Source organism: Larkinella bovis (genome assembly GCF_042655385.1).
In the GTDB taxonomy this organism is placed as follows: Bacteria; Bacteroidota; Bacteroidia; order Cytophagales; family Spirosomataceae; genus Larkinella; species Larkinella bovis.
Window position 1 is genome coordinate 126,890 of the sequence record NZ_JBHSMA010000014.1, and the last position, 16,815, is coordinate 143,704.

A 16,815-nucleotide genomic window follows, 5' to 3' on the forward strand; every position below is an offset into this window, starting at 1 on the left:
ATAATTGTCAGAATGGAGCCCTTTTGCGGTTCCGATGCTACCCTAAACGCGTTCGTCCAGCCTATCATGAAAGACAAGCCCCGTCTGAGCTTCTGGCAAATCTGGAACATGAGTTTTGGATTTCTGGGTATTCAATACGGCTTCGGGTTGCAACAGGCCAACATGAGCCCGATTTTCCGGTACCTTAACGCCGAAGAGTCCGCTATTCCGGCCCTGTGGCTGGCGGGTCCGATAACGGGTTTGCTGGTGCAGCCCATCATCGGAGCCATGAGCGACCGGACCTGGTCAGAACGCTGGGGACGGCGAAAACCGTATTTCCTGGTGGGGGCCATCATCACCAGTTTTGCCCTGATTCTGATGCCCAACTCGTCGGCGCTCTGGATGGCCGCCAGCCTGATGTGGCTGCTCGACGCCGGCCTGAACATCACAATGGAACCTTTCCGGGCGTTTATTGGCGATAAACTCAACATGCAGCAGCGGAACCTGGGTTTTGCCGTCCAGAGTTTTTTCGTCGGATTTGGGCAAACGCTGGCCAATCTCATGCCGTTTATTCTGCCGGTTTTTGGCATTACGATCGTGGCTTCCGGGGAGAACAATATCCCGGATTTTGTCAAGTACTCGTTTTATATCGGTGGCGTCGCCATTCTGGGAGCGGTTTTCTGGACCCTGTTTACCACCGACGAATATCCGCCCGAAAACCGGGAAGAATTTGAGCGGATGAAGCAGGAGAAACGGGGGCTCTTTCACGCCTTCACCGAAGTGTTTGAGGCCCTACGCGCGATGCCTTCCACCATGAAGCAGCTCTGGTGGGTGAAATTTTTTACCTGGTATGGCCTGCCCCTGATGTGGCAATACCTGTCGCTGGCGATTGCCCGCCATGCCTTCAACGCCCCCGATGCTACCACCAACCCGACGGGTTTTGCCAAAGGATTGGAGTGGAGTAATTTGTGTTTTGCGTTGTTCAACGTCGGTTGTTTCGGAATTTCGTTCCTGCTGCCCCCCATTGCGGCCCGCATCGGGCGACGAAGTACCCATGCGGTTTTTCTGACCATTGGGAGTCTGGGATTCTTTTCCATGCTGTTTTCCAACGATAAAATGACGTATCTGGTCGGGATGACGCTGGTGGGCCTGGCCTGGGGTTCCATCATGTCGATGCCATACGTCATGCTGTCGACGTCCGTTCCCCGGGGGCGAATGGGCGTTTATATGGGGCTGTTTAACGGATTTATTGTTGTGCCGCAAATTGTGAACATGATCACCATTCCGTTTCTGTACGAGAACGTATTGAACAATGATCCACGGAATGCGCTGGTTCTGTGTGGCGTTTGCCTCGTGCTGGCGGCTGCGGCCTGCTTCCTGGTGAAAGAATCGAAACAGGCCGAGCAGGCGGCTTTTCCCATCGGCGCGGGCGGTCACTGAAGGCGGATGTATAGCAAAACCGCCCGTACCCCCTTCTCCAACGGCAGAAAGGGGGGACGGGCGGTTTTTTCGATTACCTGCTTGGGCAGACGCGTTACGGTCGCAAAGACAGGAGGTCGTGGATACGATTATTTCATCTCCGCCAGCTTGCTCAGTCCAACGTCTTCCAGCGTGGCTTTGATTTTGGCCATTTCAACCCCGGTGCCTTTGGCCGTTACGATGAACCGGTCGTTGACCAACACGGCTATTTCCCCGGATTTACTGCCGTTATCGTATTTTTCGTAGGATTTGTAATCACCGAACTTGGTCGTTTTTTCGTAACCATTTTCGGTTTCTTTGTCAACCTCGATGATCGACCAGGCGGCTAACCCCATCAGGGCACCGGTGCCGCCCGCGTCGACAATATTGACCTCAATGGACTGGCTGTCGTCGTCGTTGCGGTATTCCCCTTTGGCCGTGGAGATATTGAAACCGGCCATGCCGTTTTTCTCGCCGGTGGCTTCCTTGCGGGTTAGTCCGTCGGCGTCGGCGGGCAGGAGTTCTTTCAGTTTTCGGAAATCAACGGTTTCAACCGGGCCTTTTTTTTGCATTTCTTCGGCCTGTTCCGCCATCTTTTCGAGGGCCTTCACGCTTGCACTGGCCGAAATGGACGTACCGTCGTCCTCGGAATCGGTTTTTTCTTCATCCTTACTGCCGCCACAGCTCATGAGTAGCGTTGTGGCGAGCAGGAAGACCGGTATTGATTGAATCAGTTTCATGGGTAAAAGAAGTAGTTATATCGGAAAATATTGCGAAAACAAAGAAAGAAGTATTTCGCCTAATCCGTACCCATTTTTGAGCCTTCGGCAAATAATAGCTAATTACCGCTGTTGCTGGTGCGTTCTGACCGGATCGGGCAACGACGGTCTATTCCGGAAGCTGACGACCAGCAGGACAATGCCGGCCAGCACGGGGGGAATGCTCAGAATCTGGCCCATGTTGAGCGCCAGCGAGTTTTCAAACTCGACCTGGTTTTCTTTCAGGAATTCGTAGAAAAACCGCAGGCCGAAAACCCCGATCAGGAAAATCCCCAGCAAACTGCCCCGGGGAGTGTTCTGCTTGTAGCGGTTCCAGAACCAGAACAGAAAGAGACAGATGAAAAAGCAGGAAATGGCTTCGTATAATTGCGCCGGGTGCCGGGGAATCTGTAGATACTCCGTGTTGTTAACAAAAACGAAGCCCCAGGGAACGTCGGTCGGTCGGCCGACGATTTCGGAGTTCATGAGGTTGCCCAGCCGGATGAAACAACCGCCCAGCGCCACGGCAATAACGATGCGGTCGGTGACCCAAAGGAAGGTTTGATTCGTCGCCCGGCTGGAGGCCCGGCGGGAATACAGCCACAAACCGGCCAGAATACCAATAGCCGCGCCGTGGCTGGCCAGGCCCCGGTAGGGGGGGAGAATAACTTCCAGCGGGTTTTTGAGCAGTACTTCGGGTTCGTAGAACAGGAAGTGGCCAATACGGGCCCCCAATACCGTAGCCGCCACCATATAAATGGTCAGGGCGTCGATGTCGGTGATGGGTTTGCCTTCGCGCTTGAAAATATACAGCATAATTTGCTGGCCCAGTAAAAAACCGAGTGCAAACAGAAGGCCATACCAGCGAACAGAAAAAGTGCCGATGGAAAACAGTTCGGGATTTACGTCCCAGATGATGTAGGAAAGCATTCGATTTCGGGCGGTGTTAAAGTATTGACCCTTCCGGGTCACTTAGGGTTTGAATCCTCCGGAACGGTCCGGCTCGTTCAGAAACCGGTTCGTTTCGGAGCGGAGGCAAAGATAGAAAAGAATTAACGAAGGAGTAGTGACCAACTATGAAAACCGTATTGATTGGATTTGTCCGATTTTACCAGGGAGCCATCTCGCCCTACCTGCCCAATGCGTGCCGGTATACGCCAACCTGTTCGCAGTACATGATTGAAGCGATTCAGAAGTATGGCCCGCTGAAAGGCGGTGAACTGGGCCTGAAACGAATCGCGCGCTGCCATCCGTGGGGCGGCAGTGGCTATGATCCGGTGCCCTGACCGTGGCAGGTAGTAAAATTCTATAAAACCGGCCCGGAACTGACAATTTGTCGGGATGCCGGTGGTCGGCGGGCGATAGCCTGATTCTTGTTGAGGAGGTCTACCAACTGAGCGGACCGAAAAAAAGACTCTCGACTAACTAAAATGGAAATAACGGCAGATAATCGATTGAGACGCTTGCTGGTGGTGGGCGACCGGGTTTTGATTAAACCTAAGAATCCGAACGATCGGACCAACAGCGGTTTATATTTACCGGCAACCGTACTGGATAAAGAACAGGTACAAAGTGGGTATGTTATCAAAGTGGGACCGGGCTACCCCATTCCGACCCCCGTGGAAGATGAACCCTGGAAAGAAACCGAAGAAAAAGTAAAATATATGCCTCTTCAGGCGCAGGAAGGCGATCTGGCTATTTACCTGCAACGCAATGCGATCGAACTGGAATACGAAGGCGAGAAATACAACATTGTTCCGCAGTCGGCGATTCTGCTGCTGGAGCGCTCCGAAAACCTGTTTGAGTAATCCGGGTCAGTAGGTCGAAAGCTGAATTTATGACCGGTTTTTTGAACACTCTGCCCACGGGATGGTTGAAGGCTATACGAGTAGTATAACTTTATGAGGAACGATGGAAAGTATTGGTGTTCAAACAAAATCGCTCAAAGCGATCCTGGAGGAGAAGCGGGAAAATCGGCGCGTGTTGGTGCTGTATGCCAATTATAATACCCAGCATTTTTTGATTGAGCAACAGGAGGCTCTGCATATGCAGACGGAGCAACTGGCCGAGCGGGAGCTGGATGTAATTGCCCTGGTGGGGTATGATCTGCCCGAACCCGACCGCCAGTTTCTGATGCAGGAGCCCTTTAGGCTGCTGCCTTCCAACAATTTTCAGGGCTGGCTGATCGGCAAGGATGGCGGGGTGAAACATACCTTCCAAAAACCGGTTGAGCCGACGGAATTATTCCGGCTGATGGATGACCAGTCGATGTGACTAGCGAAGATCAGCAAGCCGTAACGCAATGGCGCGGTCCCGGAAATCTGGCCGGGACCGCGCTTCGTTTTTACTTGAACTGCTTTCCTTCAGTGATCCCTTTCCAGGTATCGGTCCGGAACGGAACGGCCGGAAAACCGTCCTTATTGTAGAGATTGACTTCTCCGTTATCGTCCGCCCAGCCGTAATGTACCGAAACCGGATTCGGTACTTCGTTGGCATACACCACCACCTTATCGCCCTGGATTTCGGCTTTGGCCCAGTGAAATTTCTGGTCGGCTCCCGCAATTTCGAACCCTTTCAGGTACCCATATTTATCGGAAGCCACCAACCCGCTTCCTACGTGATCGAACGTCAGAACCGCTTTGTTGCCACTTACTTCCATCGACTTGAAAACCGGCCCGGAATACACCCGGTTTTGGCCGTAGACGGTTTTTAAGGCGTTTATGGCCAGTCGTTTACCCACGTCCTGCTTGTTTTTGGGGTGAATATCTTTCGATTCGCCAATGTCCGAGGTCACGGCCATGCCGGTATTGGGCAGGCTGAGGGTCATCGTCTGGGCTTCCCGCAGTTCGGCCCAGGTGCTGCCATTGGCGCTGGTGCCGTTGGCCGCATTGAAACTGGCCAGTTGAACGAACAGGAACGGAAAATCGCCCTGCCCCCAGCGGCTGCGCCAGTCGTTGATCATCAGCGGAAACGTTTTGCGGTATTGGTAGGCTCGGCCCGCGTTGGTTTCACCCTGGTACCAGATAGCCCCTTCGATGGCGTACGGAATCAGGGGGGCAATCATGGCGTTGTACAGAATCGTACCGGTCAGGTTGGGGTTGATCAGCGGGGCATTACGGCTGTAATCGGCTACCCGGTATTTCCAGTCACCCGCCAGCGACAGGTCTTTGCCGTGGCCCGACAGTTTCAGTTGCTCTTCCTTTCCCGAAAAACCGCCCCCACCGCCGAGGTCGTCCACCCGTACGGCGATGATATTCCGACCGGCTTTGAGGGTTCCCGCGGGTATGGTATAACTCCGTTGGATGCCTTTATCCCCTGTACTGCCCACTTTAACGCCGTTGACATAGGTTTCGTCGGCATCGTCGATCGTCCCTAACTGAAGGGTCATCTCTTTTCCGGCCAGTTCTACGGGTACCGTAAGGTCCCGGCGGAACCATACGACACCGTCAAAACCGGGAATGGCTTTGCGGTCGAAAAGATCGGGCAGGCGCAGCGTCTGCCAGCTGGCGTCGTTAAAATCCGCCCACGACCATTGGTTCACTTCGTCGGCATTCGGTAAATTACCCTGCAATTTCGTGATCTGGGTCTGCAACTGGTCCATGCGCTGTTTCTTCACATCGTCGAGGGTTTTCGGCATACTGGCGACTACCGGTTTGAATTCGTCGAAGGAGTCCATGGCTTCGCGGCTCGTCCAGGATTCCGACTGCGTTCCGCCCCAGGACGTATTGAGGAGGCCAATCGGAATGTTCGGGAGTTCCTTTTGCAATTCGCGGGCGAAAAAATAGCCGACGGCCGTAAAATCACCGGCGGTTTCGGGGGTACAACGTTTCCATTCGCCCCCCATGATATCGTCTTTAGGCGCCAGGCTGAGGTCGTGTGGCACTTTGAAATGGCGAATTTGCGGGTAATTGGCCTCACTGATTTCTTTGGCCGCATCCCGCGACGCTTTGAGGGGCCATTCCATGTTCGACTGCCCCGAACAGATCCAGACGTCACCCACCAGCACATCGTCGTAGGCGACCGTATTTTTCTTGCCCTGAACCGTCATCGTATACGGCCCACCGGCTTCGGTCGGGTCCAGCCGAACCGTCCACTTCCCGCTTTTGTCGGCCTTGACGGTTTTGGTCTGGTTGTTGAAGTGGACGGTTACTTTCTCGCCGGGATCGGCCCAGCCCCAAACCGGGACCGGTTTCCGGCGCTGCAAGACCATGTGGGAACTAAAAACTTTGGGCAACCGAACCTCGGCCCACGTTTGCAAAGCCATCAGGATAAACCCCATACTGGCCGCGTAACGAACAAAGCGTAACATATCGAATGGATTTAGGAAAAGGAATTTGAGGAAAAAAGCTTGATTCGGGCGGAAAAATACGGATATTTAGCCGAACGTGTTTATCACCTTGATGAAGCTTGAAGATTTTCTGACGCTCCCCCACGACCATCAGCAGGAACAACTCTGGTTCCGGGGATCGGTTTTGGCCAATCGCTACGAAGAGGCCCATGTTTTTCTGCTGTACGCGCTGGATCTTTTTTACGTCGAATTGCAGTACGATGCGGTCGGCAGCCGGCTCCTGCGGTTATCCGCTTTTACCTCCACCGAACCGCTGATGCCGTACCTGCCGTTGCTGCCGGATGATTTGCTGAACTAGGCCTGGAATGAGTATAGGGAGGTTTGTCCCCAAGGCCCGGGTAGTAGGTCCAATGCAAGTCATATTGTTTTTCCACCTAAACCCATGTCATTTTTTAAAAAACTATTCGGAAATACCGACGACGAGCCGGATGCAACCTTAGGGTATGGTAAAGCAAATGACTTTCGTCAATTAGTAAGGCAAAGACAATTTGATAAGGCGGAAAAGCTCTATAACCAGGTAGCGTGGGAGGGACGCAGCCTGATCGTTGCCGGGATTTCAGAAGCGGCCGCCTGTCGGGATTTCATCCGGGAGTGGGTCAAGCAGGTGCCGGATTCATCACTAGCCAACCTATGCAATGGGGTAGTTCATACGCAGATTGCCTGGGAACATCGAACGAACCAGTTAGCTCATCGGGTAACTGACGATCAGGCGACTCGCTTTTTCGAGCATTTGATGGTTGCCCGTCAATCGTTACAGAAAGCAGAATTTCTAAATCCCGCCGATCCTACTATACTATCGGCCCTTCTGCCTGTCTATATGGGCCTTGAGCTACCGCTGGAAGAATCCAGGGAGCTATTTGACAGATTGAAGCAGCTAGAACCAACGCATTTGGGAGGGCACATCGCCCTGATCAATTCGCTTACTCCAAAATGGGGCGGTTCGATTGAAGATATGACCGCCTTTGCTGAAACGTATCAAAACGATAGCCCGGTCTTGATTACGCTTGCCCTACTTTCGCTAATCAATCAGTGGGAAAACCATCACTTAGAGGGAGATTATGAGGCTTATAAAACATTTTTTCAGTGGGATGAAACGAAAGCTTCCATTAAAAGGCTCTATCAGCAATTTATGGAACAAAATGATACCAGCCTGCTGGCACCCATTGCGCGGAATTATTTTGCGTTCGTTCTCATTAAAGCCGGTTTTCGTCAGGATTACCTGGCCGAAGTGAAAAAGCTTCGCGGAAAGATGTATCCATATCCCTGGAAACGGGTAGGAATAACGACGTATTCGAAGCTATTGACGCTTTAAAGCCTGTTGAGGTACAACTTTCCGTCCTGCCGAAGTTCGGGAACGGGTCATCGGCAGGATAGAAGTAGTTTAGCCATAAAAGTGGGGACATTCGGGAGTGCTCTGCTCTCACTCCGGCAAATTATACGCCTTCCGCACCTCCTCGTACTTGCTATAATCGATGGCAGCTTTCCGGCCATTGCTGATCTTGTCGGCGGTGACAACCACTATGCGGATGGCTTCAAAATATTCATTGCCGACCTGAAAATTGACCGTCCGGCGCAGAAACACACCGGCCAGGGTCTGGCTGTTTCCGGGGTAGACAAAAAATGTATACTCATTGCCTTTCAGGGTTTGACCAGGAATCGAAAACCAGAAGTTATCTTCTTCGTTATTGGCTTTCGGAACCGATTGTTTGACGTAAACATAAAAGGCACTTTTCTCAACAATGTCACGGGTAATGGCTTGCGGCAGCGGCAACAACAGGTCGGTCATCCCTTCGTGGCTACGGGCTGTAAAATTAATCTGCTGCACATTGGCCGTCCCGTCGGCCCCTTTGTCACCCTTATCGCCTTTGTCGCCCTTGGCACCGGTGGCCCCCGCCGGTCCCTGGGGGCCCTGCGGTCCTTCGGGCCCTTCCAGGCTCTGGCAGGAACTGAATACCACACAACTCATCACCCAGATCGTTACCACGGTGCGTAAATACGTCTTCATACGGAAATCAGGTTATTTGTTAAAAGCTAAAGTTCGAAATTTAGGAAAAAACCGCCCGTTTTCTTATTCACTCCGCGTTTCGGATTCGGAATACACCACGTATTCGAGCAGCAGGGCGAGCGAATGGGCTTCGCAGGTCCAGTCCATCCGGACCAGCCGGGAACGCGCCATTCGGTTGAGCAACGGATTCTGGGAGGCCGTCAGCATACCGGCGATGAAGAAGGAATAGGTTTGGATTTCCTCCGTTGGAATGGCCGCCACGTCGATGCGGGGCGGTTTTTCGCCCAGTTGTAACAGTGACGTGGACACAATCACCCGGTCCAGAACGGGCAGGTCCTCAGCCAGCAACTCGTACGCATCCCGAATCAGGTGAGGGCGAATCGGCTCCAGGGGTTCGGGCCGGAAAGCCGCCAGAAAACCGGCAATGTGGTACAGAATCAGGGCCGCCCGCGGGTACGAATGCGAACAGCGAAACGGGTCGGTGCGGTAATACCCTTTTTCGACGACCGACCGGATGAACGTCAGGCTGTCGTAATCGTGTTCATTGAGGGGCAACTGGTAGTGGTAAATGCAAAAAAGCAAATTGCACAGGACGCTGACGTCGAACTCGACCGGCATGTTTTTGCCGAACCAGGTCGAATACGCCTTTAAATGCACGTACTCGGGATAGCTGTCTTCCACCTGCCGCGTCGCCAGATTGGCGTGTTGCGTCAGTTTGTGTTTGAGCCAGCGCAGATCGTCGGGCGAGGGGTTGCCGGTCAGGTAAATCATGGCCGTATCATCGGCGTCGTCGGGCAGGCGGAAATGCTCGATGCGGTGAAGAAACCGTCCGTTCGGGAAGTGGCCGGAAGGGCGGCCTTTCCGGGGCGTTTTGTAAAAATTATAGGTCTTTAATCCGTCTTTGTTCTGAAAATCCGGGTAATGCCGGACAGCGGCCCGGACAATGTCGTCTATTTTTTTCTGAAAAACCGGGGCCAGCCGCGACCGGACTTGTTGCAGAACAAAAACCGTAATGGCCGTAAAAAACACATTGGTATCCGGGCGGTGATAACCGAGCACGAGCGGATTCATGCGGTACGAAGGCAGTAAACCCGCCGGAAAAAAGGCGGTATTTTCCGCCTGAAGGGCGGAAATTCGATTCAGAACCTGTTCGACAAAGGTGGTACGATCAACCATATCGCCCAAAAATACGGCATCTCTTCACAACTTTGGCGCTTTCGGCGACAGGTGTCCCTTCATAATTTCGAACCGCCATCTTTTAACCACTTTTTTCCATTCATCCGGTAAGTTCTTGCAACCACCCGCCGTTCTCCGTAGTTTCGTCTCTACGACAGTCCTTTAAGAAGATGACACCTTTTCGAAAATACACCATTTTACGCCGGGTCAAAGACATTACGCTCGGTACCACCCTGACGCTCGCCTTGTTGAACGGTTCGGCGGTTTTGCAAAGTTGTGGCGGTTCGAATGACTCGGAAACCGAGCAGGCCGATGGTTCCGGCGCATCGGAGCGTTTTGGAAAAGGCGTTCGGACCTATATTACCGAAACCAGTCCCGGTAATTTTAAAATAACCGACGAAGTTGAAGTTGATCCGAAACAGGCCGGGGCCATTGTGAACTACGCCGACGGCCACCGCGACACGCTCAGCGTGGATGCGGCCCGGCGACTGGTGCAATCCGATTCGTCAACCCGGCAGTATTTTAATAATCCGTCGGCTTATCACCACCAAAGTGGTTTGTCCAACGTCCTGCTCTGGGGCACGCTGGGCTACATGCTGGGCCGGTCGAACAATTCCGGTTTTGCAAACGATTCCCGTTACCGATCCGGGGTGTATAACAACCCGCAAACCTTTGAACGGGCAAATCGCATCGGTGAGAACGTACAGAAGTCGCGGATCAGCCGCCCGTCGGGCGGTCGCAGCGGCTTCTTTGGCGGAGGGCGTTCGCGCGGGTTTTCGTCGTAACATTCCGACTACCAAACGTAACCGACCAATCTATATTCTATGAGGTATACCTGTACCCGTTTTGCGGTGTTGATAGCCGCGCTTTTTTTGAATGCCTGCCAGACTAATCAACAATCATCGGAGGCTACGAAACCAGCGGACAGTACGGAAATGACGACCAACCGCCCGGATTCGGAGCAGGATGCGACGCCCAGCGACTGGCTGGCCAAACTGATGGGGCCAAACGACGGTTTGTTTCGGGGCGTCAAGCTGGGTGATGCGGTTTCGGATGTGAAAGCGAAAGAAGAAGCCGAACCGTTTGAAGAAGATGCCGATCACCTCGGGTATACCATCGAATACGAAAACCTGGAATCGGTTGATATTCAGTATTTTCTGGATAAAAACAAAAAAGTGTCGGGCATCCAGGTCGATATTTACCTGAACAACCGGAAATCCGTTGACGAACATACGAAGGAGCTGACAGATTACTTTACCCGTCAGTACGGCCAACCAGCGCAGCAAAGCTGGAAGATTGCCGGGAAGGATCGCGTGACGCTCACCGATGTTTCCAAAGGCAAGGATTTCGGGCTGAAACTGACATTCGGCAGCACTCCCGGGGTTTAAAGCCGCCTGAAAGCATTCGGGGTGTCAGCCGGTTTTTGAAAACCGGCTGACACCCCGAATCAAAATCCGTCTTGCGGACGCGTTAGATTTTATACATCCAGCCGAAGGTATCTTCAACTTTACCGGTGCGTACATCGCTCAGGTAATCGAAAATTCGTTTGGCCAGGGAGCTTTCAGCCGGAACTTCGTTCAGCATATAGTCTTTTCCCTCGAAACCGATCAGCGAGTAGGGCGAAACCACCACGGCGGTTCCGGCACCAAACGCTTCGGTCAGTCGACCGCTTTCAATGCCTTCGATCACTTCCTGAACCGATACTTTCCGCTCTTCGACCTCAATACCCCAGCTCCGGACAGCCTGTACGATGCTATCGCGGGTGACGCCTTTCAGAATCGAATCGGAGGTAGCCGGTGTTACCAGTTTTCCGTCGATGACGAACATGATGTTCATTGTACCCGATTCTTCGATGTATTTGTGTTCAACGGCATCGGTCCACATCAACTGGTCGTAACCGGCCTGTTGCGCCAGCAGCGTCGGGTACATTGATCCGGCGTAGTTGCCCGCACACTTGGCGTAGCCCACGCCACCCGGTGCCGACCGGATGTACTCGGTTTCAACTTTCAGTTTCGGCGGTTTGGTATAATAGGCCCCCACCGGGCAGGTGAAAATACAAAACCGGTAGGTTTTGGAAGGAGCCACGCCCAAATAGGTATCGGTTCCGAACATGTAAGGCCGGATGTACAGCGAGCTGTCGGGGGTATTGGGCACCCAGTCGGCATCGATCCGCAGCAGCGCTTCCAGCCCCCCCATGAAAACCTCTTCCGGAATTGTCGCCATGCACATCCGCTTGGCCGATTCGTTCATCCGTTTCCAGTTTTCCTGCGGGCGGAACAGCAGCACTTCACCCGCTTCATTTTTATAGGCTTTCATGCCCTCGAAAATCGACTGACCGTAGTGCAGGGACGATAGCGCCGGGCTGAAGGTAAATTCACTGAATGGCACCACTTGCAGGTTTTGCCATTGTCCGTCCACAAAGTCGGCCACGAACATATGGTCCGAAAAATGCTTGCCAAACGGCAGGTTGTTGAAATCGACCTCCTCGATCCGGGAGCGTTCGGTTTTCCTTAGCGCGATGTTTACTAACTCGGTCGTCATAATAGTAGGTAGCAATTCTGGCAACTAAAAATGTCGTCAGCGGGTTGATAGTCAGCAAATGTAGAGAAAACTTCAGGAAGTGTCCAATAAAAATTAGTTGTTGTGCTAATTATTTTTTCAGCGGTTTTAATTTTTACAAAATGCCGTGACGAACGGTCTTTGGGCTACACCCGCGGCTGCCAGACGACCTCTTCCGCCCCGAGTTCCTGCGCCATGCTTCGGCTCAGGACAAATAAATAATCCGACAACCGGTTGAGGTATTGAATCACCAGCGGATCGACCGGTTCTTCGTCGTTGAGGGCAATCACCAGTCGCTCGGCCCGGCGGCAAACCGTGCGGGCCAGGTGACAGAACGAAACCGATGGATGACCACCCGGCAGGACAAAAGCCCGCAGCGGAGGGAGTTTGGCGTCCATCGTATCCATGGCCTGTTCGAGCAACGTGACGTCCGAATCCCGGATGGCGGGCAGCGGTTGGTTGACGGTTTTTTCCGGATCGGTGGCCAGTTCGGCCCCAATCGTAAAAAGCCGGTCCTGAATTTCCTTCAGCAGGGCTTTCCAGTGTTCGTTCACCGGCTGGTCGCGGACCAAACCGATGAGAACGTTCAATTCATCGACGGTTCCGTACGCATCGATTCGCTGGTGGGCCTTGCTGACCCGGCGTCCGCCAATCAGCGAAGTCTGGCCCTTATCGCCGGTTTTGGTGTAAATTTTCATGGAATAGTCGGCTGCTTTGGTGCAAAGATCAGGAATGACCCGCAGAGTTTTTCAAAGAATTCTTCGGTCTAGTTTTAGGCCGTTGTGGGAACACTCCGCTGTAGCCCGTACCTTTGCGGGCCAAAACCTGTTCGCAGGTCAACCAAGCAAGTTTCATGAAAGTTAGCACGTTTGCCATTCGTTTGTGGCGACTAGCCTCCCTGGTGGGGTTTGCCGCCCTGTTAATTTATACGTATGTTTCTCTGGAAACCAATGTGGCCGTGGGGTTCACGCCCGACAGCCGCCCGGATCTGTTTCTCGACCGCGATTACCTGTTCTACGGCTGTGTCGCTATTTTTCTGATCAACAACACGGTCATCAACGTTCTGACGAAGCTGTTTCCGAAAGTCTCCGGGACGGCGCTGCCGATTCCGAATCAGCCGCTCTGGGTCGAAAACCGCTCCCAGTTGAACGATATTGTTCGTGACTGGTTTTACTGTCTGATGGCTGCCGTCAATACCGTGATGGCGCTGGCGCTGTATGTGCTGGGTAAACTGAATAAACAACTCGGCGAAACCAGCCTGAGCGGTTATCAGTGGTTGTTACCGGTTTGTACGGCTATTCTTGGAATCGTTATCGTTTCGCTGCCGATCCGTCTGGCGATGAAACCCACTGCCGAAGACTGATGAAAACGGAGTTGCAACTGGCCGATTTTCAGTACGATCTCCCCGACGAACGGATTGCCCGGTTTCCCCTGCCCCAGCGCGATCACTCCAAACTGCTGGAATACCGCCGGGGGGAAATTGTGCACCGGTCGTTCTTCGAGTTGCCGGACCGGTTGCCGACGGGTAGTTTGCTGGTCTTCAACAACACCCGGGTCATTCCGGCGCGACTGCATTTTCAGAAACCGACCGGTGCGCTTATCGAACTGTTTCTCCTAAACCCGGTTCCTACCGATCGGCTGGTTTCCGAGGCCATGCAGGATCTGGGCGAAAGTGTCTGGCAATGTATGATCGGTAACCGCAAACGCTGGAAACCGGACGAAGTCCTGTCGAAAGAAATCCGGATTGGTGAGCATTCCGTCTTTCTCCAGGCTCACTGGCACGATGCTGAGCATTCGTACATTCGGTTTACCTGGGCGGGTGAGGAATCGTTTGCTGCGGTTTTGCACGAAGCCGGTAAAATTCCGTTGCCGCCGTATCTGAACCGGGACGCAACCGAAGCCGATAAGGAAACATACCAGACCGTTTATTCGCGGATCGAGGGCGCGGTGGCGGCTCCCACGGCCGGGTTACATTTTACGCCGGAAGTATTTAGCCGATTGGGGGAAAAGGGAATCCGGACCGACTACCTGACGCTGCACGTCGGGGCGGGAACCTTCCAGCCGATCAAGGCATCCGATGTTCGGCAGCACGCCATGCATACCGAGCAGGTGGTGTATACCCGCCAAAATCTGGAAAATCTCCTGAACCATAGCGGCCCGGTGATCGCCGTCGGAACCACGTCCCTGCGATCGCTGGAAAGTCTGTACTGGTTTGGTGTTCGGTTGTTAAAAAAGGAGCCGGAGCCGTTTTTTCTGGATCAGCAGTACGCCTATGCGTTTCCGGAAGCCGAATTGCCATCCCAAACCGACGCAGTGCGGGCGGTTTGGGATGAACTTCTGGAAACCGGGCAATCGCAGGTCATTGGCCATACCGGTATTTATTGCCTGCCCGGTTACCGGTTTCGGATCGTTGAGGGGTTGATGACCAATTTTCACCAACCCGGTTCAACATTGATCCTGCTGGTAGCGGCTTTGGTCGGCGAAAACTGGCGGGCAATCTACCAGGAAGCCCTCCAGAATGACTACCGGTTTTTAAGTTATGGGGACTCCTCCCTGCTTTTGCCCTGAAACCCTATCTTTGTACCTAACTTTGCTCACCGAAAGAGTTAAGGAGAAACAACATTCTATTATATAGTAAGGGTGGAGTTCGCTCTTTCACTCATTCACTCTTTCACCGTTAAAGGCTAATGATTGATTTTATTGAAGAACTCCGCTGGCGGGGCATGTTGCAGGACATGATGCCCGGTACGGAAGAACAACTCCGCAAAGAATCCACCGCCGGTTACATTGGCTTCGACCCCACGGCGGCTTCGCTGCATATCGGGAACCTGGCGACGATTATGCTGCTGGTGCATTTTCAGCGGGCCGGGCACAAACCCTTTGCGTTGGTGGGAGGGGCCACCGGTATGATTGGCGACCCATCCGGTCGGTCGACCGAGCGCGATTTTCTTTCCGAAGAAACCCTCCGCCACAATCAGGAGGGCATCCGGGCGCAGCTGACCCGGTTTCTGGTCTTCGACGACAGTGCCAATTCGGCCGAAATGGTCAACAATTATGACTGGTTCAAGGAAATATCCTTTCTGGGTTTTCTGCGGGAAGCAGGAACGCATCTCACCGTTAATTATATGGTGGCAAAAGATTCGGTCAAAAAACGCCTGGAAACCGGTCTTTCCTTTACGGAATTCTCGTATCAGTTACTTCAGGGGTACGATTTTTACTGGCTTTATAAAAACAAAGGAGTCCGGCTTCAGATGGGCGGCTCCGACCAATGGGGCAATATTACGACCGGTACCGAACTGATCCGGCGGAAGGAAGGTCGCGAGGAATACCAGGCTTTTGCCCTAACGACCCCATTGATTACCAAAGCGGACGGGACCAAGTTTGGAAAATCGGCGGGGGGCAACGTCTGGCTGGATCCAACAATGACGTCGCCCTACCAGTTTTACCAGTTCTGGCTTAACGCTACGGATGCCGACTGTCCGCGACTGATTCGGGTCTTTACGCTTTTATCCCGCGAGGAAATCGAGGCACTGGAGCGTCAGCATAACGAAGCCCCGCATTTGCGGATTCTGCAGAAAGCCATCGCGAAGGACGTAACAATCCGGGTGCACTCGCAGGCCGGGTATGATCTGGCGGTCAAGGCATCAGAGGTGCTCTTTGGAAAAGCCACGATCGATACCTTACGGACTATTCAGGCGGATGAATTTGACATCATCTTTGAAGGCGTACCCCAAACGGAAGTTTCGAAAGCCGACCTGGAAGCCGGGAAGGATATCGTAGAGTTACTTTCTATCGCAACCCGTGGCGAAATTTACGCGTCGAAAGGCGAAGCCCGGCGGGCACTGGCGCAAAATGCGGTTAGTGTGAATAAACAGAAGGTTACCGATGCAACGGCCCTGACCGAGCTGGAATGGTTGCAGGATCGGTATCTGGTAGTGTCGAAGGGCAAAAAAAACCACCTGATTAAGCGTTCGTAATTATTTTGAAAAAATTTTAGACCGGTAACTTCTTGAAAACGAAGTGCCTACTTCAACGAGGAAAGAAGTTGCCGGTTTATTTTCGATGTGGTTCTTGACAAAGGGGAAAAAAATGCGGTACTTTGCAGTCCCAAATCAGGGAAGACACCGGGAGCGAAACTAGCTAACCTTTTGGTTATTAGTCAGTTAGGGGTCGGGAAGACGAAAAAAGAAGTAAAAATATTTTTTTCAATCTTCTTGCAAACTTCGAAACAAACCGCTACCTTTGCAGTCCCAAATTAAGGGAAACAAATTACTTCGATTGATACGGTTTCGGCCGGTTTCGATCATCGATTTTCCAAACGAGGAAAATACGTTCTTTGACGTGATGGACAGAACAGCATACCAAGAGACAGGCGACGACCTGACAAGTACAATTGTTAGTTTTTATTTACAATGGAGAGTTTGATCCTGGCTCAGGATGAACGCTAGCGGCAGGCCTAATACATGCAAGTCGAACGGATGTCCTTCGGGGCATTAGTGGCGTACGGGTGCGTAACGCGTAAGCAACCTACC

At 52.8% G+C, this 16,815-nt stretch carries 18 protein-coding genes and 1 rRNA gene; 12 read left to right on the plus strand and 7 right to left on the minus strand.

The window, feature by feature from the left end; genetic code table 11:
- Positions 1-12 precede the first annotated feature (12 nt).
- Positions 13-1,419, plus strand: coding sequence for an MFS transporter (locus ACFPMF_RS25320; protein WP_379850419.1), 1,407 nt, complete (start codon positions 13-15; stop codon positions 1,417-1,419).
- A 128-nt stretch (positions 1,420-1,547) separates the two neighbouring features.
- Here ACFPMF_RS25320 and ACFPMF_RS25325 read toward each other — a convergent pair whose 3' ends face one another.
- Together ACFPMF_RS25325 and lgt are read right to left on the minus strand one after the other, a co-directional pair.
- On the minus strand, positions 1,548-2,177 hold the full coding sequence (locus ACFPMF_RS25325) for a transposase (RefSeq protein WP_379850421.1): 630 nt from the start codon (positions 2,175-2,177) through the stop codon (positions 1,548-1,550).
- Between the two features lie 102 nt (positions 2,178-2,279).
- Positions 2,280-3,125: a prolipoprotein diacylglyceryl transferase gene (lgt, locus tag ACFPMF_RS25330; protein ID WP_379850423.1), complete on the minus strand. Its 846-nt coding sequence runs from the start codon at positions 3,123-3,125 to the stop codon at positions 2,280-2,282.
- A gap of 146 nt (positions 3,126-3,271) precedes the next feature.
- On the opposite strand from lgt, the gene yidD reads away from it, so the two are divergent.
- The 3 genes from yidD (at position 3,272) to ACFPMF_RS25345 (ending at position 4,469) form a co-directional block, all read left to right on the plus strand.
- A complete protein-coding gene (gene yidD / locus ACFPMF_RS25335; protein ID WP_379850425.1) occupies positions 3,272-3,481 on the plus strand; it encodes a membrane protein insertion efficiency factor YidD in 210 nt (69 codons plus the stop codon).
- A gap of 144 nt (positions 3,482-3,625) precedes the next feature.
- The gene (locus ACFPMF_RS25340; protein WP_379850427.1) at positions 3,626-4,003 is read left to right on the plus strand and encodes a co-chaperone GroES; all 378 of its coding nucleotides are present in this window, start codon (positions 3,626-3,628) and stop codon (positions 4,001-4,003) included.
- A gap of 103 nt (positions 4,004-4,106) precedes the next feature.
- Positions 4,107-4,469, plus strand: coding sequence for a DUF4174 domain-containing protein (locus ACFPMF_RS25345; RefSeq protein WP_379850429.1), 363 nt, complete (start codon positions 4,107-4,109; stop codon positions 4,467-4,469).
- A gap of 70 nt (positions 4,470-4,539) precedes the next feature.
- On the opposite strand, the gene ACFPMF_RS25350 is transcribed toward ACFPMF_RS25345, so the two are convergent.
- A complete protein-coding gene (locus ACFPMF_RS25350) occupies positions 4,540-6,504 on the minus strand; it encodes a sialate O-acetylesterase (RefSeq protein WP_379850431.1) in 1,965 nt (654 codons plus the stop codon).
- 91 nt (positions 6,505-6,595) lie between these two features.
- Here ACFPMF_RS25350 and ACFPMF_RS25355 point away from each other — a divergent pair, with 91 nt between their 5' ends.
- Both ACFPMF_RS25355 and ACFPMF_RS25360 read left to right on the plus strand, forming a co-directional pair.
- A complete protein-coding gene (locus ACFPMF_RS25355) occupies positions 6,596-6,841 on the plus strand; it encodes a hypothetical protein (RefSeq protein WP_379850455.1) in 246 nt (81 codons plus the stop codon).
- A gap of 84 nt (positions 6,842-6,925) precedes the next feature.
- Entirely contained in the window at positions 6,926-7,855 is a 930-nt protein-coding gene (locus ACFPMF_RS25360) for a hypothetical protein (RefSeq protein WP_379850433.1), read from the plus strand.
- A 108-nt stretch (positions 7,856-7,963) separates the two neighbouring features.
- Here ACFPMF_RS25360 and ACFPMF_RS25365 read toward each other — a convergent pair whose 3' ends face one another.
- Positions 7,964-8,548, minus strand: a complete 585-nt coding sequence (locus ACFPMF_RS25365) for a hypothetical protein (protein WP_379850435.1) — start codon at positions 8,546-8,548, stop codon at positions 7,964-7,966.
- Positions 8,549-8,611: 63 nt separating this feature from the next.
- Positions 8,612-9,724 (minus strand): hypothetical protein, encoded by a 1,113-nt coding sequence (locus ACFPMF_RS25370; protein ID WP_379850437.1) that lies wholly within the window; start codon positions 9,722-9,724, stop codon positions 8,612-8,614.
- Positions 9,725-9,894: 170 nt separating this feature from the next.
- Here ACFPMF_RS25370 and ACFPMF_RS25375 point away from each other — a divergent pair, with 170 nt between their 5' ends.
- Positions 9,895-10,509, plus strand: coding sequence for a Cj0371 family chemotaxis-regulating polar lipoprotein (locus tag ACFPMF_RS25375; RefSeq protein ID WP_379850439.1), 615 nt, complete (start codon positions 9,895-9,897; stop codon positions 10,507-10,509).
- A gap of 39 nt (positions 10,510-10,548) precedes the next feature.
- A complete protein-coding gene (locus tag ACFPMF_RS25380; RefSeq protein ID WP_379850441.1) occupies positions 10,549-11,112 on the plus strand; it encodes a hypothetical protein in 564 nt (187 codons plus the stop codon).
- 82 nt (positions 11,113-11,194) lie between these two features.
- Here the strand turns inward: ACFPMF_RS25380 and ACFPMF_RS25385 are convergent, their stop codons facing one another.
- Complete coding sequence (locus ACFPMF_RS25385; protein ID WP_379850443.1) at positions 11,195-12,265, minus strand: branched-chain amino acid aminotransferase; 1,071 nt, start codon at positions 12,263-12,265, stop codon at positions 11,195-11,197.
- Between the two features lie 164 nt (positions 12,266-12,429).
- A complete protein-coding gene (locus tag ACFPMF_RS25390) occupies positions 12,430-12,981 on the minus strand; it encodes a cob(I)yrinic acid a,c-diamide adenosyltransferase (RefSeq protein WP_379850445.1) in 552 nt (183 codons plus the stop codon).
- 155 nt (positions 12,982-13,136) lie between these two features.
- Between ACFPMF_RS25390 and ACFPMF_RS25395 the strand changes: the two genes are divergently transcribed.
- The 4 genes from ACFPMF_RS25395 to ACFPMF_RS25410 form a co-directional block, all read left to right on the plus strand.
- Positions 13,137-13,646, plus strand: coding sequence for a hypothetical protein (locus ACFPMF_RS25395; protein ID WP_379850447.1), 510 nt, complete (start codon positions 13,137-13,139; stop codon positions 13,644-13,646).
- On the plus strand, positions 13,646-14,851 hold the full coding sequence (locus tag ACFPMF_RS25400) for an S-adenosylmethionine:tRNA ribosyltransferase-isomerase (protein WP_379850449.1): 1,206 nt from the start codon (positions 13,646-13,648) through the stop codon (positions 14,849-14,851). Before ACFPMF_RS25395 ends, ACFPMF_RS25400 begins: the two co-directional genes overlap by 1 nt.
- 122 nt (positions 14,852-14,973) lie before the next feature.
- A complete protein-coding gene (gene tyrS / locus ACFPMF_RS25405) occupies positions 14,974-16,260 on the plus strand; it encodes a tyrosine--tRNA ligase (protein ID WP_379850457.1) in 1,287 nt (428 codons plus the stop codon).
- A gap of 432 nt (positions 16,261-16,692) precedes the next feature.
- Positions 16,693-16,815 (plus strand): 16S ribosomal RNA (locus tag ACFPMF_RS25410); the annotation flags it as partial.